Raw genomic sequence first — 24,426 nt, forward strand, 5'->3', positions numbered from 1 at the left:
ATTTACAATTAGTTGATGGTCTAGTTTCCTATTGCCTTTTTTAAGCTGTAATACTAGATTTAATAGTTCAAGTACTAAAATACCTACTTGACATCACACCACAGGTCTTTCCAATTTTAGCAAAAAAATAGGGACCTCTAATTAGAGGCCCCCCAAGAAGAGAGAGAAGTAAAAAGGAGTAAATAACATAACAAGCACATATGAGGATTCAAATCATATGATGAACGCTACATTATATATAAGCTATTGCTATATAACACTCAATCTTCTAAACCACGAGCTCTCGACTGGATAACGTCGACAATATTATCCCAGTAAGAAGGGTTCTCTTCCCTTTTCCATCAGCAACTAAACCTATGCAAATTAAAGTGATGATATTTTTCTGCATCATATATTCTTTTTATTTCCTTTTTAGGTCACCCATTAAACACGCATTTAAAAATTCAAAAACCTTCCAAGTAATGTGCATATGCACCACTGCGGTATAGAATTACTCTTTGTTTCTTAACAAAGATGCCATTTTTCTTTCTTGGAATCTTTTCAATCCCAATGCATGTATATAAAGATGGCCTGGAAATTCTTTTATCTTGTTATAGTTCAACTACAGTACTTCTTTGCCTGCCTCACAAATCAGCTTTTGTTACATAAATGATTCCATTGTCTTGATATCAGAATTAACATTAAACAATAGATTCAACCAGATCCTACCTCATTTTTCTCTCCATAAGCCAATGGGAGAAGAAACAAAATTATGGCTGCGGTTATACGAAGAAGCACTCCATATTCATCTATCTCACCAATTTTGTAAAAATAAGCCGTACCTATAACTCCCCCCAATGCCCATCCATAAAAGAAATATCTTAATTTCCATAAAGGTTGCTTGCAGCAGTCAAGAATTTCTTTTATTTCTTTTTTTAATGACTCAATAAATTTCTTCATATTTCATTTCTTCCTCTCTCTCCATTTACCATTTGAGCATAGTACTTATCTCCTGCTCCAGAAACTTCCCTCAAATATGCCATTTTAGCTATGAATTCGAAGAAAAGTCTCTCTCTCCAAAACTACTTAAATTATTTTTAATAATATGAACCTCATAAACTGATTGTTTATTTTGGATGTCAGGTCGTAGCTAATAATCTGTTGATTGTTGGCCACGTAGCAAGACACTTCTTTGTAGCAAAACATTACAAATTTTACTTCATATAGAATCTTTACGGATTCCACTATCTTGAGGTAGATTCACTACATCTAACCCGCACCATTACGTGTAGCCACATTTCACTACACAAATTGAGACTATATCACGCTTTTAAAGAGAAAAATGCCTCCTATTCGAATTTAAGAAACGCTCACCTGCTCACTTGAACCCTACTCATTTTGCCGAATTCCAATATCATTAATAACTTGTTTTTCATAATTAGATTCATAATTGTTTTTTCTGTGAGGATTTTTTAAATTTACAATTTCATCCATAACCATTAGAGCAAGGACAATCATTTGATTATTCATTTTGGTCTCACGTCTTGCTTCTCTCACAGGAGCGTTTGTAACATAACCTTTTTTAGAAGAAAGTCAAGATAAAAAAACAAGCCGAAACTCTTATCAGCTTGTTTTTTCATAAATATAGAATTATGCTGACTCAACGTCTTCTTGAACCTTTTCTCCTTGAGTCACTTCTTCTTCAATTTTTTCTTCTAACACAGTCTCATCCACTGGTTCTTTAACAACTGGTACTAAGTCAGCATTCGTTAAAATAGCTTTGTACATTTTCAATTCTTCCTCATCAATATGACGAAGTACGTAATCAAAGACATATGCATTTAGCTCTTTGCCTTCTAACTTATCAATAGCATTAACAAAGCTAACATAATTCCTTAAACGTTTATTGCTGTCATTCTTAGTAATAGACGGCAATAAAGTCAGAGCTGGAAGATATAACGTTTTATTCTTTAAAAGAACTAAAAGTTTATCAGCAATCTCGTTGTCCTGGTTAGTTGCAAGAACAGCTGACTTTGCTTCATTTGTAGTTGCACTAATTAAATTTTTGAATAACTCAATCGCTTCATCAATCTTCTTCATATAATTCATTTTCAACACCACCTCTCTACAATAACTTATTACAACCTTTCCTTTATTAAAAAATCAATACTAAACATGAACTACAGTTAGGAATTGTCCAAACAAGAATTTGACAATATACATTACTAAAGGTTGTTGTATACGTGTAAGAGAGGTGATAAAAATTGAAAAGTCAAAGAAAAGAATATGAATTTTCAGAAAAGTGGGTAGAATGCTTAAACTGTTCCCAAGAGTACGTAATCGAGTATGTAATTGATGAGCGAGATACAAAAGGTTGCCCCGTTTGTGGTTCTTATGCTCATGAAGATCCAGCAAGTGAATATAGCAATTGGAGCGCTTAAAAAATGATCGAATACATTGAAAACAATAATTCAGATAAACCACAAGTTAATATATATATCGGAGAAGACGAATGGGCGAACTATTCTTTTCAAAACAAGGTTCGATTATTGTATCGACTCAAAAACTCCGACAATTTACTAGCTAAACAATTGGTAAAATCTATTTCTTCATTAATAGAAGAAGAACAAAAGATGAGCGAGATTGATTACGAAGCAACAGTAAAACAATGTGAAGATACGATTGAATGGTTTGAATAAAAAATACGTACCAATATTACTTGATTTTTGAAGCAATTAGACCCTTCTTACCTTCACGTATATGAATAAACCAACAACAAACATCACAGATTTTAAATCCGGGTATAGAAATTATCTATGTTTTCTACAAAGAAAACATAGATATCCCGAAATAACTATTCCCATTTAAGACAACCTATTCCTAACAGACGAATTTAAACTGATTGGAAAGTTCATCAATTGAATCACACAATTATTGCTTGATGCAAATTATTAATTTTAAAATCAACAATAACAAAACAGATACTTCCTCTAAATTTCCCCTCAAACATAGTCTACGGGTAACTACTATTATCCTTTTTATGAACTATTCTAATCCAAGCTTGATTAATTCTTTTATTTTTACATTGCACAGATAAACATTTGTCTTTATATAGTGACGAGAATAAAGCAAAACGCCTTAAGGGCGTACTAAAAGGAGTTCGTACCGAAAAAAGCAGGTGAAGTTTCATGTGCAAACCTTGTCCCATGATGAACTACTGCGACGGATTACAAATTTAGCTCCAGATAAGGAGGTAGTCGCTGCATGACTCCGAATGAAATTGGCATTATCGAAAAGATTTTTGTTAGCATTACTGAGGGTGATAAACCTTTTATGGTTCTCTTTGCGATTATCATGCTATTTGTTATCTTTATGTCCATAAAGGTTATGGGATATGTTCGTAGTGTTAGTGATAGTCACAAGGAACAAATCACCTCTATGAATGAAAACATGAAAGAACAGCGTGAAGACCATTATAAAATGATAGCGGAAGATCGGCTTCGCTCTGACAATCGTGAAAGAGAATTATTCGTAAACTTAGAAAAGAACACCCAACAGCTTGAAGGTATTGCTACAACATTAAAAGAGGTACAATTCAATTTCACTAGCTTAGAAAACAAAGTCACTCAAAACTTTGATTATCTAGAGAAAGAAATTGAAAGTGTTAAGATTAAAGTTAGTAAAAAAGAAAACTACGAGTAATCGTGGTTTTTTATTATGCACAAATTATAAAATGCTTTAATACCAAATGGTTTGCATTCATTTTTCATCCCTTCTGGTATTACATTTTTTTAAGGTAATTAGAATAATAATTCGGGCAACCAATTATATTCATATGAAATTAAATATCTTCTTTTCCAAAATTACCTTGAATATGATCGTGTCCGCAAACTCAACGGCCTGCATTTATACAAAGAATTGTAATACTATATTAAGGATTTAGCTCAAATCCTATAAACAGGTTATACACTATTGTAAGATACGAAAGAAATACATCATCACCAGCATAATTAATCGATATGTAGATTGGAATCATTTAATAGATTCTTAAAAAATCCCCAAATACCTCGTATCTTGAGAAGGTATCATCTGGCATCTACTGTATACACCTGAAATAATTAATATCATTAGATTAACCATAATATGTTTTTAATTGACGTGTTTTCTTTTTATATGATGCTCTTATAGTACCACGTCAAATACACGTCTATATGTTATTTATGCTATGTTGGAACATAAACTTCTTCATCGAATTCAAAAATTTTAGTAACTGCACCAAAATGAGTTTGTTATCCATTACGGTTACATTTTATTTCGAAACCTCAAAGTCACTTCAATACACAAAGTTAATGTGCTTTAAACAAGCAAGTGTTATCAACTGAAAAGTATAAGTCAAATTCCTTTTCTAATTGTTCTTATCCCCACAATTTAATTTCCTTTTGATTAAACCTAGTATTTCTAGGCTGTCATTTCCCTAAATTTATTAACTCAGACGACCGCATCAATAACTATTTAATTAATACTTTTTATCTATTTAAGTAAAATTAATAAAAATGTTAGCGTTAAACACCGACAGCTGATAATCTTGTACCCACTCTATATGAAATCTGTATTTTTTCCACATCTTTCTTACTCTCCATAGCTAATTTATTTCTTATGAGCTCTTCTTGATCAAGTAATCTATTCAATTCAGAACGTTGCTTGTCAGTAAGTTTATCCAAATTCTCATTTATCCATATAGATTGCTTATTAGATAATGGGTGGAATAGACTTTTAAAAACGTGGCAACCACTACACCCCTCTTTACTTGACCAAGGATATGTGCCAAATTTTAAAAATTCTCCTCTAGTTGCAATTTCGTTATAGTTCGTTTTATTTTTTATTTTATATTTTTCAATAAGCTCATTGGCAAGTTCGCTATGCTTACCGTAATCACATTCATAGAAAATACCATCCGGTGCTAAATATCCCGATAACCCATATCTCATTTCTCTCATTTTCCTATTCCCTCTTGTTCTGTTAGTTTATGATTTTTCTACCATTTACGAACTGATGTTCTTATTATATAAAAAATAATAAGAAATTAAAACAAAATTTTGATATTTTTTACCAAATAAATAAAAATTTAAATTTCTTTTCTCTCTTTAATTTTAAGATGTTCTAAAAAAGGGAAAAACTCTATGAATACAAATTTTCTTAATCCTTTTGAAGCATAGTCTTCTTTACTGTGTCCACTATTTTAATTTCACAATAAGTAAAATATTTAAACCTATTACCTAAACATTTTATTACAACACACTCTGTTGGACTTGATTATAAAACACTGTGCTTTCTTCTAGTAAATTAACTTGTTCGCCTAACTTTTCAATTTAATAATTAAGAGGAACAAGCTCTTTTTGATTTTAAAACGTTACATTCTAACTTAGAGTTATACCAGAAATTCACAAACCTTATATTTTCCTCAAAATAAAAGAGAGACGTAAATACGTCTCTTTCTTTCAAGTATAGTTCATTTATAGTGAGGTACATATCAAGAAAGATAAGTCTTATACTCCTATAATAGGACTCAATAATTAAATTTTGAGACTTTCAAAAAGAGTTATGTAATAATTACCCCCCTTCTCTTAGGTACCTCTACTCTCCAAAAAATTCTCTGCTGGTGCAAATCTTGCCTCCAACAGTATGTCATTGATAACAAATCCAATATTGAATTCATCGTTTTCAAAATCTAAATAAATGGGTTTAGCTTTTAATTCTTTTTTAATATAGAGCTCATCCATATCTTCAATATTATCCTCTGTAAGTAAGTGTCTTCGATCTTTATTAGGTTCTAACACTGCTATGCCTATAGATGGAAAATACAAAAGAACATTAATTGAACCCACTTTAACATTTTCTTCGAACATTAAATGATAAAAAGAATTCTTAATGATCTCTATCGCTTCTTGCTTATTCATGACTAATTCCTCCCTCAAGCACTCCATCTTCCTTTATACCACATTTGCTAAAAAGCTAAAAGGTACCTTTTCTTATAAATGCTAAATTGAGCTAACTCACCTTTAAATATTTTAGATAATACTTTACACCCTCATTTCTAATGGTTCAAATTCTTAAAATAAGTTAGTCCAGGAAGGAATTATTGTGCTTAAATTTATTAACGTTTGAGGTGAAAAGTTATAGAAATGACAGATAACGACGATATAACCGTTTTGAATTAAGATTTAAAAATTCTCTTCTTAAAAACTCTCTAAAAAGAAAATACAGAAGAATTGAGTGAATTGAAACTCTTTTTGAGAAAATAAAAAAATATAGGACTGAGATAGAACCTATCTACACGATTAGTTAGCGTAAAATCTTTTATAGTACCGGTAAAGTAAAGAAATAAGACACTTCCTATAAAATCAGTTTCATCTATAAATTAAGAGATACAAAAAGTAAGAGATACAATGATTTCAGAGATGCTGTCTATGTTAGGTATTTGTAGACTTACATAAGGGAGGTGTGGTTGCTTGAAGATTTACCGTGGTAATATAGGGGTAGATTTATCTCTTGAAGAATTCTACAGACTTATAGTAGATGAAGAGAAAATTGATGACTTGCTCAACCTCATATATACATTGGAGATGGATGAAATAATGAACTATAATAGAGATGACATTCAAGCTCTTGAAGAAAGTCTATTCCAAGAAATTGCAGAGTACCAACGCAAACAAAATTCAAATGACTCAACTGCAAAAATGGAGTATATCTTAGCCCACTTAAAAAAATACGAGCGTTAAAGTTCCACAAGATGAATACATTCAATCTCTATTGTTTGAATGTACAGCAAGTTTGAAGTAGATTGGGGTAGAAATAGTCCAGCCCCTAGTTATAATCCCAAAAAATCATTTTTCAAATTACTCCAACAAATACTTTGCCACCTAAGATTAATGTATCTATATAATTATTATTTCTCACCATCAAAATAAAAAGACTCAGGATAAATTTCCTGAGTCTTCTCTTCTAATGGCCTTTGGAAAACTTAATATAAAAGATGTTACTCCATCTGCTGTGCCATGAACAGTTATTCGACCTTTATACAGATTCATTACTTCTTTAGCTATGGTCAAGCCTAAACCAGATCCTTGTTTTGAATTCCCCAAATTTTTCCCACGATAATAACGATCGAAGAGAAAAGGAATCTCTTTTTGATCAATAACAACCCCCGTATTGGTGATAGAAATATATACCATATTATCAGTTCTTTTAGAAATAGTATCTATTTTAACTATATTTGAATTCATTGAATACTTAACAGCATTATCAAGAATTGGATTCATCATTAAGAAAAAATGGTTCCTGTCTATAAATATCTCAACTTCTTCAGAATCATAGTCTGTCTCAAAAATAAAACTCGGATAGGTTTCTTGCTTAAATCTTAACAAGAAATTTACTAAATATTTCACGTCATAGTAATTGGCACTATCAATATTTGGGATTTGTTTCAAACGGGCTAGTTCCAGCGTAGTTGATATAATGGCCGTTCCTCTAATTATATTATCTTCAATAGCATTTAGTTTTTCAGCAACTAGTTTATCATCACTTTTTCCATATATTTTAATAACATCAACAGATTGTTTGATTGCCGTAAGATATGTCTTTATCTCATGCGATACATCTTGCATGGAATTAAGATTGTTTTGGACAAGCTCATGCATCCTGTCTAATACTGCATTAAAACGATGAACAATTTTTGATATTTCTTCTCCATACAAAGGATCTTCAATCCTTGTTTGATAATTATTATCTACTACATTTTCAAAACTTGAATCGATTGCACTTTGTAATGGTTTAAAAATAAATTTTAAACATACTAATACTGACACAACTGAAAAGAAGAAAAACCAAATGAACATATATAAGAAGTTTTCCATGCTATTAACCATTTGCATCTTCAAATTAGGTGTTATATCTTTTTTTATGATTATCGTGTCATAATGACCTTTATGTTTAAAAGAATGTAAAATCTCACCATATGCTTTATTTTTTTCATCAATATAAAAACTATAACTATCTTTATCAGCAGTAGCATCTAGTGATTTCATATGTGCTTTAATAGAATCAAAAAAGGTTGGGACGAATAAGGTCAGTATTTGAGCTTCAAACATACCAAATTTATCATTCTGTTCATACTCAGCTGCATAATGATAATCTTGTGCTCCTTGTTCACCCATGCGAATTTTCATTGATTCACCTGGATAGCTAATCTGCTTAAAGAACTCAGAATCAAGTTCCTGTGATGCACCTATTCCTGAAGAAACTATTTTGTCCTGTATTTTCTCTACCCTGGAAAACATAGATTCAAATTCTCTTTGAGTTGTTAGTTGTAGCTCATTATAAATAGAAAATAAATTGACTGGTATTGCTGAAACAAGAACAAGTATAAGGGTTAATAAAACTACTTGCACACGTAGTTTATCACGTTTCACAAAATTATTGAGAAATTTCCTAATCTTATTTCCCATTAGGTATCACCTCTCGATTCCTGATGCAAGGGTATGATTAATGTAAAAATGTTTTTGCCATCTTCATAACTCTTTACATGAATTTTCCCCTTATATAAATGCATCACTTTTTTGGATATTGTTAAACCCATTCCGAACCCTTTCATTGAATTTTCAATATTCTTCCCTCTGTAATATCTATTAAATAACTGTGGGATTTCCTCTTTTTCAATTTGAATACCCCAATTAATAATATCAATATATACATAGTTTGAATACTTACCTTCTCGAATATGAATGACTATCTCATTACTATGCAATGAATACCTAACTGCATTTTCAATGATAGGATTTAAGGCTAATACAAAATGTTCTTTATTAAAATGAATAATTGGCGAGCTTACATCATATTTACCAATAAAATCAAAATCAGGAAAAACCTTTTTTATATATTGTAGGTAATTCTCAATCATTTCTTTTACATCCCGAGATTTTGCAGCATCCATATAAATTCCCCGGTCTAATTTTGCAAGATCGAGAAATGTAGACATAACTTTTGTAATTTGTTCAATATTATCATCTATTGACTTTAATTTTTGTTCTACAATTAGTTTATTATTTGTTCCGTAAAATCGTAGCACATCAATAGATTGTTTAATTGAGGTTAACTTATTGTTTACCTCATGTGAAACATCCTGCATGGACTCTATATTAACTTCAATATTATTTTGCATTTGCTCGAGAATATCATTGATTTGATGCTGAACATTGCTTATTTCTTTTCCATAACTTTCCTTTATGTCTATTCTAGCCTTGTAATCCTTTTCTTTTAACTCCACAAATGATTTTTCAAGAGCTTTCCCAAAGAAGCGAAATACTAGGCCCAGCCCAAAATAGATAAATATACTTATAGCAATAATGAAATACAATAAGTAAATAAAAAATTCTTTTTGATATTTCTCTATTAGCTTTATAACAATTGGTGTTACGTTTCTTTTTACTATAATTGTTTCATTATTATCTCCATGTTTAAAAGTATGCTTATAAGTCATATAATAAAGGCCGTTTGTTTCATCGTTACGAATTGATATGTTACCTAATTTATTTATTTCTTTTTGATGTCTTTTAACTAAAGTTTCTATTAAAAAGGCTGCAAAGTATTTATCTACACTACTTATTGCTTCTTCGTTTTGTTTAATGTAGAAAGTGTATTCAGTGTTTTTTGCTGCAGATGAAACTTTTATTTCTTCACCTTTCAATAGAATTCCATCAAAAAATTCCTGATGTATCTTATCAACCCCGCCAATTCTCCACGCTTCATTTTCAATCTGAATCACCCTGTACTTGATATGACTAAACGCTTCTTCCCCATTTTTTAAAACAACAGAAACAAAAAATAGTAGCTGAATGGGTATTGTAATTAAGGTAACAGCAATGACTGCCACCGCCATTATCTTCATATGTAATTTATTATTTTTTATCCTTCTAGCAACTAGAGACTTCAAGAACATAACCCTTACCTCGAACTGTTTTGATTATATCAACATCAAGTGAATTTCTTAACCTACGGATATTTACTTCCAGAGTATTTGTTTCTTGAAGTTCTGAAGGATCATATCCCCAAATATTTTTATATAATTCTTCTTTAGAAATAATTTGTCCCTTATGAATGATGAAGTAATGTAATAATTCGAAAAGTTGTTTAGTTAAATGAACATGCTTACCCTCAACAATTACTTTGTGCGTTAATAAATTAATCTCAATATTACCGCATCGAGTAATTCCTCCGTTAGAAATATCGTTACCACAACTTCTTCTTAAAACTGTTCGGATTCTCGCAAGCAACACCGTTAAGTCATATGGTTTTGTTATATAGTCTTCTGCTCCCATATCTAAGCCTTGCATAATATCTAGCGGTTCGCTTCTTGATGTCAGGAGTAAATATGGAATTTTCTTTTTTTGATTCACTAACCTTGCAACTTCAAGGCCATTTGAAATACGAGTATTTAACTCTCCCACTGTTTTCTTTAACATGACATCTAATATCATTAAGTCATAATCATTAGATACAGCAGCATTGACTGCTTCATCACCAGTAGTAAACCAATCAATATGATAATTTTCGCTTCTTAAAATCATTTCAAGTGTGCTACCGATTTCAACTTCATCTTCAAGTAATAATAATCTGTACAATTTTCTCCCTCCCACAGGTCTTTTAAGTGCGAAATGTTTGAAAACAACGCAAAAAATCCCCTGTTAGAAGGCGAAATTAAGCAGTGAATTCATTTATCTTTCCATAATTTTTTTTGTACATAATGCAATTAATGTCTGTAAAAGGTACTACTTACGAGTAACGTTCAATCTTGTAAGTATCGTCCAAATTCCTCATATTATTTTTTAACCTTTATACGTGAAACACTTTTTATAACTACATGTACATTAACTTTTCTGCTTAAATCCTCTTTTAAAACTTGGAGTAATTCTACATTGTGCTTCATTTTCTCACTTTTGTCGTATTCCTAAAATTCTGCCCTACCTATTCAAGATTGAAAGCATACTTATAAATGTTTACACACTTCAATCATCTTTCACGACATATTTGCCACGAATGAATTTAATCCTACATTTAAGTACGTCATCGTATAGAAAAAATCTAATTAATTCAGTATTTCTGCCAATATAATCGATAGCTTTTTCTTATTTACATACCAATCTGAAATAGAAGCAATACTTTCATAATTCATTCTTAGTGAAACACCTAGCATACTCGGCATTTCAACTACCTGTTTTAAATGTTGGTTTAGGTCAAGTTCCATTTTATCTTTCAATTCTTCTGATGTATAGACTTTTATTTCATTTAGTCGAAAAACGTTTTCCTTCCTATTTATATTACATACTATACTCAACTGCCTACACTTTCACTTCGTTTAGAAGAGAAAATTCCTAAATAAAGATTTCTCTGGAATTCTAATTTATTAGACCATCTTCACAGTCCATGCGGTTAGAAACCTTATCGCTTCATTCTTTAATTTGAGACTTTGTCCAAATAATTTTCCATATATTAATGAATTCTAGCTACCTATACTAGCTGTTTATTTTAATGAGAAGATTCCTTCGTTCTTATTAGATTTGAAACCCAGGATACTGTTTAGTTTTTGAAAAAAAGTGTATTTGCATCCGCAATGTTGCAAATAGACGACTGAATCGCAATACTATCCACTTCTTTTTGCAAAATAAACACTTTCTTCATGGCAGAAAGTTTGTGAAAGCATATACCATATGTCAAATCTTTCCCTGTATCTTTGTATACGTTATCCCAAAGAGAATAGAAAGTGATTGAATATAACATGTAAATAGCCAACTATTTTATTAGTTACCAGTGCCTGTGCTTAATTTGGTTAGATACAAAATTTAGATACTTTATTGCGCCTCATTTCTTTCACCTCCATTTCGATATAGGTCTATTATACACCAAACATACATTCGGTATATAGTGCCACTTTATGTATGTGGAAAAATTAATATGGCTCCTGTCATCTCTTGTCCGAAACAAACTCATCTTCTCCTACTTTCTTCGCGTTCTTTGAGGAATGCATAAAAATGGCCCATCAAATAATACCATGGGCCATTTTTATAAAACTTTTTTAATTCTATTTTTCTTAATATAAAGTATTACGCTATTCATTGTACTTCTTTCAGTTTGTTTACTTAAATAATAGTTATACCAAAATTGCTTTTCCTTCTAATGTTCTCCTGATTTTCTCAGCAACCGTGCCCAATGATATCCATATCATCAACTAGTTAAGAAATTCTATCTTGATATCTCTTCGTCCAAAGTCATTCATTCTGTCAGCATCTGTCATATAAATGTCTACTATGTTTCCTTTTATAGCACCACCTCGATCTTCGACAGTGTAAATTCCGTTAATATATGGATAAGAATCACATGTAATTCTTACTCTTGTTCCCATTGGAACCGAGCGATCCATTGCAATCATACCTGGTTGTATTGTCTTACCTGAAGCTGTTATACCTGTAACTCCTGGCTCGTTTAATGTATAAGCAGTACCAATCCCCATAATCGTTCTAGAAACACTAGTATCTTTAGCAGTAGGAGGATCAGATTTGTCTGATGATGTTTTTTCAGGCATCACTGGCCTGGCAGATTCCTTCGCTTCGCGCAATTGCTTAGCTAAATCTGCATTCTCTGCTTGAAGTTTCTGATTCTCTTCTTGAGACTGATGTTTCCCCTCATTAATAGCTTCGTTTTCATTTTTTATTTCTTCTAATTCAATAGAAAGCTGTTCTGTATTAGCTGCAATTTGTTTTTTTTGTTCTTCTAATACTTTGTTGTTTTCATTCGCGGTTTTTAATTCTAGGACAGTTTGTTTATGGTTTTTCTCTAAGGATTTCACTTCTTTGTTTAACTCTTGAATCTCATAAAATTGAAATCCTACACCGCTAGCCACTACGGTTGCTGCCGTGACTTTTAAACAGTTCTGTATTATTTTTCCCTTTTTAATTTTTGTTTTCATTTTGAATCAAGTCCTCTCATTATTATATTTCTGTTGTTACAGTAGTGAGAAGGTTAGAAGTTTTTATAGAGAAGTAAAATAAAAAAGAGCCCTCCTAAAAGAACGGACTCTTTATACATTATTTTTATTCTTTAACTTCAGGAAACTCTTTCTTTTCGAACCACTGATGACGGCAAGCACGCTTTAAGCATGTATACTTAATCCTTGTTTTCCATTCATCTTTATATGCACGAGGATTTTGACACTCCGGGCATGTATTCTCGACGTAACGTTCTTTATATGTATTCCCCTTTGTCTTATGACCTCTTGATTGTGCATTATATGATACGATTTGTTTGTTCTCCATATAAACTACCTCATCCCTATGCAAAATTTGTAACAGTTGTTTTACCTTAAAAATTATTTACACCATAATATAAAATGTCCAAACAGAATATAAGCACTTACACTTGATTTTACAAGTGTTTATTGTAATTTTTTATTATTTTGATATTCTAAAAAATCATAGAGGATTGACAGCCGCTTTCCTTCGAGGGTTTGAACGAGTTTAAAATCATTTTTCACTGCCTCTACATTATAAATATCTCCAATAATGAAACGCTCGATATCTTCCATTATTGTGGCTAATTCCTTATGAGCAGTGCCGAATTTATCTTCAAAGTCTTTTGCAAACAGAATTGGAAATGAAGCATAAATTCGATTAAATTCATTAATCATATAACGATGAATATACAGCATATACTCCTTCATTTCCCGAATTTCTTGTAAACCAATAGATACAGCCCTTGATTCTTGTTCTCTATTAATAGGAGGTAATGGCATTTCACCTACAAACTCTTCCAACTTTTCATCTTTAATGGAAGGAGAAATATACCCCTCAGTTGATTTTTCCCTATCTTCATGCGATAAGATTTTTTTCCCTTCTGCTCTTAACAAGACCTCTTCTAATTTATCTCTCGATTGATAAATCACCGCATCATTCTCTTCTTTGTTGTTTACTAGTAGTTCACCAAATGTTTTTTCAAATATATTTGATTTATCTTTGTTTGACATTTTATTTGCTACTCCCTTGTTATATGAATAAGTATGGTGAATTCGGCTTCTTTCAGTAATATTATTAAAACCTACTACTCTTCCAACTGAACCTTGTCTAAAAATTATAAGCACATGGACATCTTTTTTAGATAGACATTCGCTCTTACATTTATTGTAAAATTATCCCATGGATATAATTACTGGTACAACTTAATTTTCCCATATTATACATAAAAAAACTAATTAAATTAGAATGAAGATTCTATGACATTTTATTTATTTACAAATAAATCTGATTATTATTTATAAAAAGAAAGCCATCATCATAAAGATGCCTGCCCTCTTCATTAATTATTTATTCCCACCACCAAGAAATACTACTAGTAATAGACATCTTAGTTGCAGCCATTGAAAGATTAAACATCATTTTTTTGAGCATTCGTTTTTACCTCCTTAATTGTTTTGTCAAACTGTTTTTCTGTCCGTTCTTTTCTTATGGAAAATATTAAAAGTAGAATAAATACTAAAGTTGAGCTAATAGTTAAAAATATTAAATTCAAATCAGTACCTTTTACATGTGTCATAAACATTGAAGCAGGTAGAACAATTGCCGCAACAAGAGAAATTCCTATCACTATATATTTCTCATATTTAAAACGTATTTTTTCGAAATCAAATTTAAAAGTCCACTCTTGAGAATAAAGAACAAATGCTAATAAAGCATAGCTAAAACCAGATGTAATATCCATTGCATAATTCCTCCAAATATGCTCTTTCAATTCAGAAGGACTAAAAAATCCAAGTGAAGCAAATATGATCATAATTTGAATAATAAGAGGTATAATGACACCTCCTGCAACAGTCACTACAAGTGCCCAAATAATAGAAAGCTTCTCTATAGCAGCTAAATAAAGGAAAGTTATCAGCATTCCTATAATCGGTACTAAATAACCAATACCTTCTTGTTTATTAAAGTAGATGGAGTAATTAATAATACTAGTCAAAAATGAAAGTAGAGAAATTATCGTAATGTTTCGATGGAACCTTAAACAGAATATAGCGCACATAATTGCATAACTGCCAATTCCCAAAATTGTTTGAGATAAAATAAACCAACCCAAGTTTGCTGAATTCAAATTTTTCACCCCTAAGATATAAAAACATATGCATTACACTCTAATAATTTTGCCATACTCCATTTTAAGATACCAATTAACTTTACATAAACATTCAATGAAATCATTGTCATCTTTCTAAACATTCTCACTAATTTATCTTTTCATTTTCCTCTTGGATTTTTCTTATTTCTTGATTGAATAATCTCACTAGATAAATAAAGTAAATATTTTTCATCAAAACGAAATAACGCAGTGGGGGCAATTTTCTCAAAACGCTTCAAATGTATATGTAAAAACAAATACTTAGGATTAATAATTATTTTTTAAAACGTGTATTTATAGCTTTTTTATCTTTTACCATTAAGTAATCCCGGGTTTTAAATCTCTATTTTTCTAAACGACATTCCCAGCCGTTTGCTTTTCTTTCTGGTTTCTTATTTCTAGGCCCTTCCTTGAGTATTCTTATAAAGCTGAATCTCTTTACATAATTTACAAATTGCTGCATTCTCATATTCGCCATTTGTTTCTTACTACACTTATGCAACTAGACCCAACTCCTGATCACAACGAGTGGTATACTTGTAGTTGGTAACATCCTCTTTCAGACCAGTGATAGTAACAACTCTAGATTTGTAACAAACAGCTTGGTATCTAGATGTTACTAATATATAATGATTCTTAACCTTAGAAGGTTTGCGGTATTTTACATCACGAGCAAGATCTCGATTAATTTGTATTACAACACGTTTCTTAGAAGCAGTTCTTTTTCCAACACGTTGCTTATACCTCCTGACGGCATGTTCTGTAATTATCATCTTGAGCTTCCCCTTTCGGTTATACAAAAATATTTTCTATCTAATTGATTTTCTATTAAATTTTCTTCACAACTCTCAATAGAAACGTAAGCAGTTAATTTGAAAACGTCAATAAGTCGGTAAAAAAATAAGACGAGCATTTAAGCCCGTCTTACAAGATGACATTATTCCTTAAGTTCTTTTGTCTTTGACGTTACCTTGTTATCATTTATCAATGTCAGCACTGATGCGATAAATGTAACAACAGCAGCAACTTCTGCTTCACCTAATACAGGTAAAGGTTGATAGCCTTTAGAAGTCAAATACTGATTCAACCAAGCTAGTACAAAGACGATAATTCGAATTAATGCCCCCTTATTATCCATTAAAACATCTTTAAACATATGCAACACCCCAAAAAAGAAGATATGGTACTTAATCACCATAACGAATTACAGAGATTAGAGCCATATCCTACTTTTTCTTCTCCCAACTTAAATCACATTTGCAAAATCATGTCCTTAAGGGAGAGTAAAGAAGTTCTATTATTGTTGCTATTTAGCTTTCACTCATTGGTGCATACAATTATCATAATTTACCTTAACCACATATCCAAGTTCCACAATTTTTAAATCCACTAATTTTCTCAAGGCTAGTAGGAATTTTTAATTGCTCGTAAGCTTCTATTAACTTATAAACTATATCCTCTAATACAGCTTCATCCCCTAATTTGAAATCCCTCTTTCAAACATCTCTTTAGAGTATTAAGCGAGGGATTTCAATGTAGCGGTTGTTAATATTGCTGTTGTTAATAATTTTAGGAAGCCAGGTTAGACCCTTTCATGTTCCTTATAATCATGATTAACTGGTAAATTTAAACTTGTATACATATATAAACCAAACAAGTGACTTACAAACATCTTAACCCTAGTACATTTACCTTTCTCCTTACTTTAGTTAAGGGTATTAACTCTAAAAAAGGGAGCCTCTTTCAAGGAGCTCTTGAACTAATTGGCTAAGACTTAACAATCATTCATGATGTTTGAAAATTGCTCCGGAGTCGTATGCTTAGAAATAGCGCGGATAAGACATGATAAGTTAGGTTGTTGTTTTGCAGCAAACACTGCTTGATCAATTACTTCCATATACCCTTTCCCTTTACACATACAGCAAAATCCTTTCTCCGTAATACCGGTGCTATCACACCATGAACATGAACGATTCTTTAGCATAGCTAACCCTTCCTTTCAAAAAATATATACTGAACGAATGGTCGTAATCCTCACTCTTTTATAGCAGGAATGTATTTTAGTTGACCATTCCGAACTGTCTAACATAGGAAAGTATGAATCTACTTCATTGAGTGTATTATGAATGCGCGTAGAATAAAGATGAGAAACTATTGGTAGGAACAATTTATATGTTTGCTGACTAACAATAACAACAATATCTTTATCCTTTAATTGTTCACCCCTAAATTGAATATAATCAAATCCTCCAAAAACAAAGTTTACATCTATTAAATAGAAATAATCTATTTTTAAAGGTATTGGACTCTCTTATAGGAAGTACTGTATTAAATCAATTTTTAATGTTTTGTGACTGAGTAAAAAAATTTTTATAATCCATAATAAATTTATCTTTCTTTGTTGATATGAAATGGGCCATATCATCTTTTAATCGACAAAACATTCTATTATCAAAACCAAGACTTATTAATTGTAGACATTAATTTTGCAATATTCATTTATTACCCTTCCCCGTTTCGTATTTTGTAACAAGTTCCTGTGCACGCAATAGAATTTCCACATCTTCATACAACTCAAACTGTTTTACGGGGTCCTTTTCATCCTTAGCACGTTTTTCCACCTTTTCAACAAGGCTTCCAAGATTAAAAGTTTTTTCTTGTTTCATAACTTGTTTAGTTAAATATTCATACTCTTCTATTAAGCAGTTGGATATTTGTTCTACAGATTTTTCATGCGATAAAGTTTGTCTATAAGAATTATAAAGGGTCATCGTAAATTGATGGAGCCCTTGTTTTAACTCCGACCGTAACCTTCTCTGATCACTCATATAATCACCTCCACCAATAAATAACCTACTTTAAAATGGTAAATCATCATCACTGATATTTATGTCACCAGTGAACATTTCAAAGTTATTTTGTTGTTGATTACTATTATTATCAAAGGTAAAAAATACAATGTTATTTGCGCGTAATTCCCAGTACGTAGTTTTATCCTTCTTAGAAGATTTCATTTTACCGATTACTTGCACAACAGAACCTTTCTTTTGGTATCTTTGTACCTTTTCACCCATTTTCCCCCAAACAGATACATTAAAGAAATCAGTAGTTTTTTTATCTCCATACCCATCATCTACTGCTACAGCAAAACGACAAACTGTCTTTTCACCATACGTATTACTCTCAGGATCACTAGTTAAGCGACCCGTAATTGTAATAATTTGATGCATAATAAATTACCTCCAACTAATGTTTAATTAATTTGGTAAAAATGTTTCATTTGCCACATAGTCATGAAGCTGTTTTAACAACAGAAATACAGCCGATTTAGTGGAGATTTTACTTTTCTTTAAAATCCTGTATAAAAACTTTACTTCTATTTATGACACGTGAAGATTGCATTTCTTCCCTATTTTTCTCTATAAGTTTATTAAAAGGAGACTGCTGATAGTTTATTTACTATCTTTTTGAAAGAAATACCTACATATTTCTATTAAAATATGATTATCATTAGTAGTGTCATGATTTATGAAAATAGAAGTACTCCTTAAACATTTCATGTTATAGTAAAATGTTTTTAATGAAACAACGTCAAACTGCTTTTATGAGTTGTTAATAAATAACTCCTCTCAAAATGTAAGCACTTAAAAATTAAAAATCAAGGTAAAAAAAGAGCTTTCCCACGTAGTTTTTTCTACACAAGTAAACTCTTTACATTAGGTGTATATAGTATTTTAAATATATCTAATCTGTTAATAGTACGAGTGAGAGAATAATCATAAGTTACCAGAAAGAACAGGTTACAAAATCGCGTAAACCTTACCAACTACTACCAACCTAGCTAGGAATCCTCTTCGACCATTAGTATATCTATCTGTAGTATTATCGTTACATTAGTTACCTAGTACTAATTCATAACCTAGCCAATAAATAATTATTGTATTTCTAGTCTTATAAACCCTTGGGACTAAGTTGCTTAAAAATGTTTTCAACTAATATCAAACTCCTTTTCGTTTTATTAAAAACAAACGACCCAAACGGTATTTTAATCCGTGCTACCGCATAGGCTATGCAGAGCTATAGAACTATAATTTTTTAAAATGACGAACTTGAACCTGTAACTCTGTGTGTGTAAGATAAGCGTTCTAACAGCTAAGCGGAGAAGAAATAATATTTAAAATCATAAGTACTTCTCTTTTATTTTCCGGTATTTACTTTTTATATTTAGATTAAGGGCTCCTACCACTCCCCTAATCTAGTATCGAATACTAGGTTCTTCTTCCTCACAGCGAAGACCATCCTAAAATCTATTAATTTAATCTTAAATATTTTTGCTAGATTATTAATAAAACCCTATGATCAAATAAAGTCAATAATAACTTTTAAATTATCTAAATAAAAAAGCAGACACAACATGTGCCTACTTTTTTGGAAATTAATATCTTGTTAGATTTGCATAAGTTAGAGAAACCCAACCATCATGCACTCTCGCCCATCCACCACTAATATCGTAGATATTCCACGTTTCTCCATTAGGAATAGTACGAATAATATCCCCATCTGTAGAAGATTGTGTACGAACGTTTAGATTTGCAGTAGTTGTAATTTTCCCAATTGGATCACGTTTTCCCGCTAGATTTTCTGGATTTCCATTAGAACTTCCTGCAGGAGTAAACTTAACATAAGCAGGACCTGCTGACACCCACTGGTTTCCTCCAACATTGTATAGACCATTAGATAGTCCCCAAGTTTGATACATTTCACCTTTTTTCACTGTCTTAACAACTCGTGAATCAAAGCTAGCAAATTCCCTTACATTAAGTTCTGGAACAAGAATCTCAACAACACCAATACCATCTGAAGATGGCGGTTGAGTTACTGGTGGTGCTATAGTTGCACCCGTACCAGTAAGTTCAGCTTGGACTGCTGCTAAGAAACTATTCCAGCGCCCTTCATCTAAGATACGGTGTGGACAATTCTTAACTGCTCTAGAATTACCATTTCGAACACCAATCTCTGTCCAACTCTTATGAGTACGCACACGATCAATTCCCCATCCGCGTTCTCGTAACAGTTGAGCGACGAATTTAATTGCTAAACTTTCAGCTTTTTCGTATCTTGGACCACCAGACAACGAGTAACAGATTTCAACACCGATAGATTTTCGGTTTCCATTCCCACTGCCATCTCCACAATGCCAAGCATTACGATTAACTGGAATACCCTGAATAACTTCAATATCATCTACTGCAAAATGAAATGAAACCTCATTGTTATTTCCAATCATGTAATTTATTTCGTTTTTTGCAGGAGCATCATTATATGTATTATGCACTGTAATATACTCTGCGTTCATAGAATAAGGAGCTTTGATTGGATATTTACTTGCAGCCACAAGATTTTGTATAACTGGAATGGCCATAGTCGTACACCTCCGTATAGATTAAAATGCACGACTAAATTAACCACTTCCTATTGTTAGTTCAAGGTTAAACTTAATCTACTTTATTGAGCGCTCCTAAATGAAGAGAACTGATATGTCTATTTTTTTCTGTACCGCACTGTTTTTACCATTTGTCTACTACACTATTTCCAGAAAACAAGGGTAGCCTTTTCCATCTTATATTCTCTTTAATACCAGGCTATTAAGCTAAACCTGCTACTACCTTATCTTCTACCACCTCAAAGGATAGTTTAAAGCCTTCTTCTTCAACTAAATAAGTAGCAAGTTCACTTAGGATATATGCTGTGTATTCGTGCTTGTACTCTACAGACTCTTTAAAACCTAACATATTTGCCTTTTTATAGAAAACAGAAGAAAATAGAATTTCGTAAACCTTAATTCCACTAGGGTCTAAGCAAACTGTTTGACTAGCAGCTCCGTCTTCAATAATTTCGTTAACAACTTCATCAAGGATACTTTTTATTTTTCCCTCAGTAGTCTTAGCAGGTCTTTGTTGTTCTACTTGATTTTTAATATTTGCAGCAAAATCTTCTTTGGTATTCACTTCGGATTGAGCCTTTATGTCTTCTACAAGTTTTTTGAAAGCAGCTTGTTCCTTGATGAAAGCTGCAAGATTAGCCTTTGGTTCTAATTTCATGTAAGGAATCATTACTGAAGAATCCATATCTACTTTCGCTACTTGTTCACGAATTTGTTTAGAAAGTTGTTGAGTTGAAATTTGAGAAGCTAATAAGCTAGCAAGAATTGGTTCTTGTATTGTTTTCTCTTCAGATTCAATTCCTACAATAGATAAGAGTTCTGTCAATAATGGATCAGTGAAAATACGAGAAATTACTTCGTTTATCCCTGCATGAGTTTCATTACCTTGTGGGTGTGAATTTAATACTGTTTTAAATTCTATTACCTCTCTTGGAGATGTTTCTAATAAAGCCTTTGCTACAGATTCAATGTATTCTTTAGCTAATGTTTTTTGCATAGTTAAAAATCCTCCTGTATTGTCTTAGTTTGCTTAGTTATTTGTTACTCGATTTATATAGCGTTCGCTATCTGCAATTTCAAAAATATGAAAATCCACTCTAGTTAAGAGGTGTTCATTAGTGTTTAAGAAATCTTCTTTTGTTTTTAATGTAATGCAATCTAATGTATAATTCCTCTAACTAGAAAACCAGATACGTGAGGAACAACTACATCTGGTACTGCATCCAGAACACTACCTTCTACCGGTCCTAATTCTTCTGTTGTCAATCTGTTCATATTCCTTTTGAATTCTTTAAGACTACAGACTGTATTTTATGAAGTGCATCAGCCCACCTCATCTTACCTCTTATTTTGAGTCGCTTTAAGAGGATTCGACGTTATATTTTTTTGCATGTACAAACAAAACCATTTGAGAACAAAAAGTCAATAGGTCAGAAGAAAATTGTACACTTGTAATTTTCATTAAATCAATAAGACGTTACCCAACGCTTTATTCTGGTAATAATTTAATTTCTCTCACTAACACACGAAAAGGTTCAAATCCATGTGAAACAATAATATCTGTATTTGCCCTTGATTTGAATTTACAATCTCTTTTTAAGGCAAACATTTTCCCACTCGCAATTACAACATCACCTTTTTTCGCACTGAGTTTCTGCCATAAAGTTACTGGTACCACAATTAATAGCTCACCAAAACCATCATTAAGTGTTACATAGACAATATTAGCACCCGCAGTATCACTTAGATTATTCATGTTTACAATACTCTGAATCTGTCCACCACAAACAATTTCCTTCTCCTGCATTCCACTAGATTTTAAATTGTAGGAGAATTCGCTAATATGAGATTTTAGTCTCTTCATTAGTTTTGCTGCTTCTAACACCTCCGTATTAGTGTCTACTAGTACATCTAGTTCGTTATTTACATAAATTTCTTTTAGTATATTTGTCATTTAAAAAATCCTTTATCACATAGTTTTTTGTTTTTTTAATAGATTAGATTATATTTTTATAAAGGAATACAGTAGAATCCACTAAAAATAAAAAAAGACCACTGATTCGATAAGTCAATTCTCATCCAATCAAAACAGGTCCTTTACGCTCTATTACTCTGATTAATAACTTCAAATATGCATTGAAAATTGCGAACAAATGCTAAATATGTCTTAATAATCAAGTATGTAATTACAGTCTACTTACTACATTAGTCAATCCCTCAATCACAGCAAGTTCGTTACTACACTTAATATGTCCCGAAGTACCATATGTTCTTTTACCATTGAAATATTTTCTAACATTCGTTCGTAACTCATTCAGCTTACCCTGCCAATAATAAAGACCTAATACTTCCTATTAGGTAATGATTTCAATTCTGTATAGATAATTAGAAAACCTTCACATACTAAGGATTGGTTAAAATCTTTATTGACAATACAATGCAAAACAATATTGCAATTGTTTCTAAAAACTTGGTATATTCTTCAAGAATTCGCCATACTAATCTTCACACTTAACTTCTCCCTTATGAATTCTTAATATATGTAATGTTGTATAACTAACAAAGTGATTAATTATATCTTTAACCCTACTAGTATTAGGAATACACTAAAATATTTCAGTTAAGTCGAAATTTTTTTCAAATTACTACACATGATTAGTAACTTTTATATTCAACTAGCTTCCTCGTACTCGATTTGTGCTTCTGGCTTTAAGTACATCTTCCGTTGTTCTTGCTTTCTTAAATGTCGTGGAAGGAACATCTTCGTACCGTTTAGCCCAAATGCAATCCTGTTCCAGTCTGTCAAGATAGTTGTTTTTAGCAACTTCGGATTTTGAAGAATGACATTGTATGCTTCACGTAACGTTAAGTCATCAAGATCAATCCCTTGTTCAGTAAGAAAATCAATTGTACTACCACGTTGAGTTAATAAGTCATCTAAACCGTTGTCTGTTAACGCTAACAAAGCTTTGAACTCAGTAAAAGTAAAACGATCTCGTACAATATGTTTATTTGTCGCCATTAAATCGTACTTGGCTAATTTTTCTGCAACCCTTTCTCCTTCTGCACTGTTAATTGTATAAATAGTAATATTAAGGCTTTTCAAAAATAATTCCTCCTAATGTTTTCTTAATGTAGGTAACATAAACAATTGATTTAAAAAATGCTAGTAATTTTATCAAAAGCACCACTTCATTTCAGAAAAAAATTGTAAACTTTAAAAACACAAGAAAAGTAGGAGCTTTAGCCCCTACTTAATTACAAAAACCATATCTCACTTAATTTTCCTATCTTTCAGATAAATGACATTATCGACATATTTCATTCATGTAACAAATAAAAATATATCCTATTTTGTTGAATAAACACTAGATTAACAAAGTTAATATTGTTTTTTAGTGAAAATAACATTTTTGTCATTAAATAACTAAAGTTAGTATTTGTAAAAAAGGTGATTGCAATCGCTATTTGTCCCTTGTATGATAAAACCAAGAAAAACAAACATCATTAAATTTGATTTGTCAATACCTTTTTGAGATATTTCATAGAAATTAACCTAAAAAATATGCTGCGATGTTCGCCACATCGAGCCTAGGACAAAATTTAAAAGTAAGAACACTTACATTTTCGTTTTGAGTCTAAAATTGGAATGCGTAAAATAATATTTCAATTTGTATTTGTTCTATTATGAAAATCTATCATCTTTAATAATACAAAAATACTACTCTTTACCTTTTTAATCTTTTGTCCTTTGCAAACTATTATACTACCAATGAATCTGGAGGCTTTTT

At 31.4% G+C, this 24,426-nt stretch carries 27 protein-coding genes and 1 pseudogene; 4 read left to right on the top strand and 24 right to left on the bottom strand.

Features of this window, described 5'->3' with window-relative positions:
* Positions 1–693 precede the first annotated feature (693 nt).
* From ACS2MN_RS15175 to ACS2MN_RS15185, 3 genes are all read right to left on the bottom strand, one after another.
* On the bottom strand, positions 694–939 hold the full coding sequence (locus tag ACS2MN_RS15175; RefSeq protein ID WP_098000095.1) for a hypothetical protein: 246 nt from the start codon (positions 937–939) through the stop codon (positions 694–696).
* Positions 940–1,368: 429 nt separating this feature from the next.
* The gene (locus ACS2MN_RS15180) at positions 1,369–1,509 is read right to left on the bottom strand and encodes a hypothetical protein (protein WP_176546839.1); all 141 of its coding nucleotides are present in this window, start codon (positions 1,507–1,509) and stop codon (positions 1,369–1,371) included.
* Positions 1,510–1,629: 120 nt separating this feature from the next.
* On the bottom strand, positions 1,630–2,088 hold the full coding sequence (locus tag ACS2MN_RS15185) for a hypothetical protein (RefSeq protein ID WP_198130970.1): 459 nt from the start codon (positions 2,086–2,088) through the stop codon (positions 1,630–1,632).
* 155 nt (positions 2,089–2,243) lie between these two features.
* Here ACS2MN_RS15185 and ACS2MN_RS15190 point away from each other — a divergent pair, with 155 nt between their 5' ends.
* The 3 genes from ACS2MN_RS15190 to ACS2MN_RS15200 all read left to right on the top strand — a co-directional run bounded on the left by ACS2MN_RS15190 (position 2,244) and on the right by ACS2MN_RS15200 (position 3,681).
* Complete coding sequence (locus ACS2MN_RS15190; RefSeq protein ID WP_000842045.1) at positions 2,244–2,420, top strand: hypothetical protein; 177 nt, start codon at positions 2,244–2,246, stop codon at positions 2,418–2,420.
* Between the two features lie 3 nt (positions 2,421–2,423).
* Complete coding sequence (locus ACS2MN_RS15195; protein ID WP_098000093.1) at positions 2,424–2,678, top strand: hypothetical protein; 255 nt, start codon at positions 2,424–2,426, stop codon at positions 2,676–2,678.
* Between the two features lie 565 nt (positions 2,679–3,243).
* A complete protein-coding gene (locus ACS2MN_RS15200; RefSeq protein WP_097881409.1) occupies positions 3,244–3,681 on the top strand; it encodes a hypothetical protein in 438 nt (145 codons plus the stop codon).
* 860 nt (positions 3,682–4,541) lie between these two features.
* On the opposite strand, the gene ACS2MN_RS15205 is transcribed toward ACS2MN_RS15200, so the two are convergent.
* Together ACS2MN_RS15205 and ACS2MN_RS15210 are read right to left on the bottom strand one after the other, a co-directional pair.
* Complete coding sequence (locus ACS2MN_RS15205) at positions 4,542–4,976, bottom strand: hypothetical protein (RefSeq protein ID WP_001208833.1); 435 nt, start codon at positions 4,974–4,976, stop codon at positions 4,542–4,544.
* Positions 4,977–5,603: 627 nt separating this feature from the next.
* Complete coding sequence (locus tag ACS2MN_RS15210; protein ID WP_001041141.1) at positions 5,604–5,936, bottom strand: hypothetical protein; 333 nt, start codon at positions 5,934–5,936, stop codon at positions 5,604–5,606.
* A 552-nt stretch (positions 5,937–6,488) separates the two neighbouring features.
* Between ACS2MN_RS15210 and ACS2MN_RS15215 the strand changes: the two genes are divergently transcribed.
* Positions 6,489–6,758: a hypothetical protein gene (locus ACS2MN_RS15215; protein WP_198130808.1), complete on the top strand. Its 270-nt coding sequence runs from the start codon at positions 6,489–6,491 to the stop codon at positions 6,756–6,758.
* Positions 6,759–6,953: 195 nt separating this feature from the next.
* On the opposite strand, the gene ACS2MN_RS15220 is transcribed toward ACS2MN_RS15215, so the two are convergent.
* From ACS2MN_RS15220 to ACS2MN_RS15310, 19 genes and pseudogenes are all read right to left on the bottom strand, one after another.
* Positions 6,954–8,483: a sensor histidine kinase gene (locus tag ACS2MN_RS15220; RefSeq protein ID WP_098806132.1), complete on the bottom strand. Its 1,530-nt coding sequence runs from the start codon at positions 8,481–8,483 to the stop codon at positions 6,954–6,956.
* A complete protein-coding gene (locus ACS2MN_RS15225) occupies positions 8,483–9,973 on the bottom strand; it encodes a sensor histidine kinase (protein ID WP_346994593.1) in 1,491 nt (496 codons plus the stop codon). The genes ACS2MN_RS15220 and ACS2MN_RS15225 overlap by 1 nt, the downstream gene beginning before the upstream one ends.
* The gene (locus tag ACS2MN_RS15230; protein ID WP_098806134.1) at positions 9,948–10,655 is read right to left on the bottom strand and encodes a response regulator transcription factor; all 708 of its coding nucleotides are present in this window, start codon (positions 10,653–10,655) and stop codon (positions 9,948–9,950) included. The genes ACS2MN_RS15225 and ACS2MN_RS15230 overlap by 26 nt, the downstream gene beginning before the upstream one ends.
* A 464-nt stretch (positions 10,656–11,119) precedes the next feature.
* Positions 11,120–11,368 (bottom strand): hypothetical protein, encoded by a 249-nt coding sequence (locus ACS2MN_RS15235; RefSeq protein ID WP_346994594.1) that lies wholly within the window; start codon positions 11,366–11,368, stop codon positions 11,120–11,122.
* A 210-nt stretch (positions 11,369–11,578) separates the two neighbouring features.
* A pseudogene (locus tag ACS2MN_RS15240) lies at positions 11,579–11,842 on the bottom strand (hypothetical protein); the annotation flags it as partial.
* A 417-nt stretch (positions 11,843–12,259) separates the two neighbouring features.
* Positions 12,260–12,931 (bottom strand): 3D domain-containing protein, encoded by a 672-nt coding sequence (locus tag ACS2MN_RS15245; RefSeq protein WP_327906910.1) that lies wholly within the window; start codon positions 12,929–12,931, stop codon positions 12,260–12,262.
* A gap of 190 nt (positions 12,932–13,121) precedes the next feature.
* Positions 13,122–13,343 carry a hypothetical protein gene (locus ACS2MN_RS15250; RefSeq protein WP_000428645.1) on the bottom strand — a complete coding sequence of 74 codons (222 nt, stop codon included), beginning with the start codon at positions 13,341–13,343 and terminating at the stop codon, positions 13,122–13,124.
* A 119-nt stretch (positions 13,344–13,462) separates the two neighbouring features.
* Complete coding sequence (locus ACS2MN_RS15255) at positions 13,463–14,164, bottom strand: hypothetical protein (RefSeq protein WP_346994595.1); 702 nt, start codon at positions 14,162–14,164, stop codon at positions 13,463–13,465.
* 284 nt (positions 14,165–14,448) lie between these two features.
* Positions 14,449–15,177: a hypothetical protein gene (locus tag ACS2MN_RS15260; RefSeq protein WP_225989755.1), complete on the bottom strand. Its 729-nt coding sequence runs from the start codon at positions 15,175–15,177 to the stop codon at positions 14,449–14,451.
* Positions 15,178–15,686: 509 nt separating this feature from the next.
* The gene (locus ACS2MN_RS15265; RefSeq protein ID WP_098806138.1) at positions 15,687–15,965 is read right to left on the bottom strand and encodes a hypothetical protein; all 279 of its coding nucleotides are present in this window, start codon (positions 15,963–15,965) and stop codon (positions 15,687–15,689) included.
* A 164-nt stretch (positions 15,966–16,129) separates the two neighbouring features.
* Entirely contained in the window at positions 16,130–16,330 is a 201-nt protein-coding gene (locus tag ACS2MN_RS15270) for a phage holin (protein WP_227069120.1), read from the bottom strand.
* 636 nt (positions 16,331–16,966) lie between these two features.
* Complete coding sequence (locus tag ACS2MN_RS15275) at positions 16,967–17,176, bottom strand: hypothetical protein (protein WP_000916955.1); 210 nt, start codon at positions 17,174–17,176, stop codon at positions 16,967–16,969.
* A gap of 15 nt (positions 17,177–17,191) precedes the next feature.
* Positions 17,192–17,359 carry a hypothetical protein gene (locus ACS2MN_RS15280; protein ID WP_346994596.1) on the bottom strand — a complete coding sequence of 56 codons (168 nt, stop codon included), beginning with the start codon at positions 17,357–17,359 and terminating at the stop codon, positions 17,192–17,194.
* A gap of 328 nt (positions 17,360–17,687) precedes the next feature.
* Positions 17,688–18,020 (bottom strand): hypothetical protein, encoded by a 333-nt coding sequence (locus ACS2MN_RS15285; protein WP_098820951.1) that lies wholly within the window; start codon positions 18,018–18,020, stop codon positions 17,688–17,690.
* Between the two features lie 30 nt (positions 18,021–18,050).
* Complete coding sequence (locus ACS2MN_RS15290) at positions 18,051–18,422, bottom strand: single-stranded DNA-binding protein (RefSeq protein ID WP_346994597.1); 372 nt, start codon at positions 18,420–18,422, stop codon at positions 18,051–18,053.
* A 1,205-nt stretch (positions 18,423–19,627) separates the two neighbouring features.
* On the bottom strand, positions 19,628–20,614 hold the full coding sequence (locus ACS2MN_RS15295; protein WP_098806142.1) for an N-acetylmuramoyl-L-alanine amidase: 987 nt from the start codon (positions 20,612–20,614) through the stop codon (positions 19,628–19,630).
* 223 nt (positions 20,615–20,837) lie between these two features.
* Complete coding sequence (locus ACS2MN_RS15300; protein ID WP_001172955.1) at positions 20,838–21,632, bottom strand: hypothetical protein; 795 nt, start codon at positions 21,630–21,632, stop codon at positions 20,838–20,840.
* A gap of 492 nt (positions 21,633–22,124) precedes the next feature.
* Positions 22,125–22,589: a DNA-binding protein gene (locus ACS2MN_RS15305; RefSeq protein WP_098806144.1), complete on the bottom strand. Its 465-nt coding sequence runs from the start codon at positions 22,587–22,589 to the stop codon at positions 22,125–22,127.
* A 717-nt stretch (positions 22,590–23,306) separates the two neighbouring features.
* The gene (locus tag ACS2MN_RS15310) at positions 23,307–23,741 is read right to left on the bottom strand and encodes an ArsC/Spx/MgsR family protein (protein WP_000838805.1); all 435 of its coding nucleotides are present in this window, start codon (positions 23,739–23,741) and stop codon (positions 23,307–23,309) included.
* Positions 23,742–24,426: the final 685 nt, after the last annotated feature.

It is taken from the genome of Bacillus cereus group sp. BceL062, from assembly GCF_051780025.1.
GTDB lineage: Bacteria > Bacillota > Bacilli > Bacillales > Bacillaceae_G > Bacillus_A > Bacillus_A toyonensis.